The 2,530-nt window shown below is 43.7% G+C and carries 1 protein-coding gene; it reads left to right on the top strand.

Going from position 1 to position 2,530, the window contains the following annotated elements; translation table 11 throughout:
- Window positions 1-531: 531 nt before the first annotated feature.
- On the top strand, window positions 532-2,530 hold a 1,999-nt coding region (locus ACP45E_RS12845; protein ID WP_141707327.1), incomplete at its 3' end, for an Ig-like domain-containing protein.

The following is a 2,530-nucleotide window of genomic DNA, read 5'->3' as shown; positions in this document are numbered from 1 at the left end:
ATGCATCGGCTAGATAGCGTTTACTGATGAATTCATTGTATGAAGCCGCTATCTCTGGGTTGGTTTTTAACGTATTAGCAACCGCTTGCTCTAATGTTTGGCTATAGCCCGGAAAACTTGCGGCGATTAGAACACTAACAGCACTAATTCTATTCCAGTTCACGATGTTTCTCCTTGGACAACTCTGTCTTTGTTATTTGACGCGTCAATAAAATAACACGAATCGTTATAAAGCCTAATGTTTTTGTCCATATATGTAATCAATTTGTAAAGTTAAGACGTTTTGCAACATTGTAACGTGTCATTGTTGCATTGAATATATTGAACTAAGATCAAATCAATATAGTGATATCGATTCATTATCAATATGAGAGGTGGGTCGTATTATGCGTTCGACTGGGTTACTGAAATGTTAGTTTATTGGTTTTGTTTACAACCTATTAATGTTAAATTATAGCAATAATGAATGTAATTTCATGGGTCATTATTTTGACTTATTGGATTGGCAGTTTGAAATAGCAGAGGCGTCATATGGGTATCGGTACTTTTATTAATGGTAGCAATTTAGCTGCTGGGCAAATAGTGGTTATTGACATTAATGGAAATCTAAAGGTATTGAACGAAGGAGATCAAGTACTTCCGGGTGAAGTCATCGTAAAAAGTGATGGCTCGTTAGATACCCAAGCAGAACAGCCTCTGCAGGTTGAGATTGTTGGAGAAGACGGAGATAACCAAGATATCACGGCTGAAATTGAAGATATCTTTGCAGCCTTAGAAGAAGGTCAAGATCCTACTCAGCTTGGTGAAGAATTTGCGACTGCCGCAGGTGGAACATCGGGCTCAAGTTTGACGGCATCTGGAAGTATTTCTAGAGATGGCCGTGCGATTATCGCATCAACACAATTGGATACCGAAGGGTTGGAGTCATTAGGTCTTTCTGAGACACAAAGCTTAACCCTGCTTCAGCAATTTCGTCAATATTCCCCAACTTTTGTTGATTCCACAACTGCCGATCTAGGCGATACTCTTGCGATTTTTACTGAAGAAGACACGCCGGTAAGCGGGCAGTTTTCTGCAACAGACAGTAACGGTGACAGCCTTGTTTATTCACAAACCTCTGCTCCTGAGAACGGTACTGTAGTCGTTAACCCAGACGGCTCATGGGAATACACACCGAATGAAAACTACAATGGCCCAGACAACTTTACTGTTGAGGTTTCAGATGGCCGAGGCGGAATTGACACTCTCGTTGTCGAGATTGGCGTCACACCGGTTAATGACGCGCCCGTATTTGTTGATGAAAATAGCAGTGATGCAGGAGAAGGAACTTCCGTAATAACGAAAGAGGATTCTTCTGTCTCCGGTAAAGTTCAAGCACTAGATGTGGATGGTGATGACCTTGCTTATATAGTTTCTAATCAAGGTGAAAATGGCACGGTAATTGTTGATACAGATGGTAATTGGACATATACACCAGCTCAAGAATATAACGGTGGTGATAGTTTTGAACTAACAGTTTCAGACGGTCAAGGCGGGACAGATACTTTCACTGTGGATGTTACAGTATTACCTGTTGCTGAAATGACCATATCCGCCGGGGATCCTGTCCAAGAGGGTGATAATGCCTATCTTGAATTTACCATTTCTCTAGATCAAGCAGTAACAGAAGATGTGCAACTGAATCTATCTCTTGGTTTAGACGAAGACACTGCAACTAAAGATGCTGACTACGCTAAACAGCTTTATATTAAAGATGGTGATGACTACCGCGAAATCAATGAAAAGGATCTTACACTTCAAACAGGTGAGACAGAGTTAGTCGTTTATGTTCGTGTTGCTGATGATGCAGATACCGAAAGTACTGAATCAATTACCTTAACGGCTAGTAGTGATAGCGAATTTATTGAATCCCCTTCAACACAGGGAATTGGCTCTATCACGGATGACGACCGTAATAACGACGGCATTGATGACGATGCCTTGGCCACGGTGAACATCAGCGCGACGAAGGGGGACGTGACAGAAGGTCAAACAGCCCGCTTTGAAGTGAGCCGAGAAGGCGGTGATAAAGGTCAAGCGGTTGGCGTGAAGTTAAGCTTGGTGCACGATGCCCAAAACGGCACGAGCGCGGACGACTTTGAGGGCACCTTGCAATACAAACAGGGCGGAGAGTGGCATAACGTTGATCCGGATGTCGCGATTACCGTACCAGCGAACGATTTGCAACTGCGTCTTGTGACCCAAGACGACAAGGTCACGGAAGTACCGGAAGGGTACAGCGTCCAGATCACCGAAGTGGTCAATGGCCATGAGGGCAGCAGCCTAATGGTCGAGGGCTCTATTCTAGACGATCGCGGAGTAGGCAATCCTAATGTCGATGAAGACACAACTGCAACATTCCAAATCACGGGTGGAAACACCGTTGAAGAAGGGGATGATGTATTCCTGAGCTTCAATGTAGTACTGGGTAATGTGGTCGGTGAAAATGTTGCCTTTACCTTGTCAGCTGCCATTGACGGTGATTCAACGA

It is taken from the genome of Vibrio genomosp. F10 str. 9ZD137 (assembly GCF_049974785.1).
Lineage (GTDB): Bacteria > Pseudomonadota > Gammaproteobacteria > Enterobacterales > Vibrionaceae > Vibrio.
The sequence above is the reverse complement of the archived record's forward strand: the minus strand, read 5'-3'. Positions and strand labels throughout refer to the sequence as shown.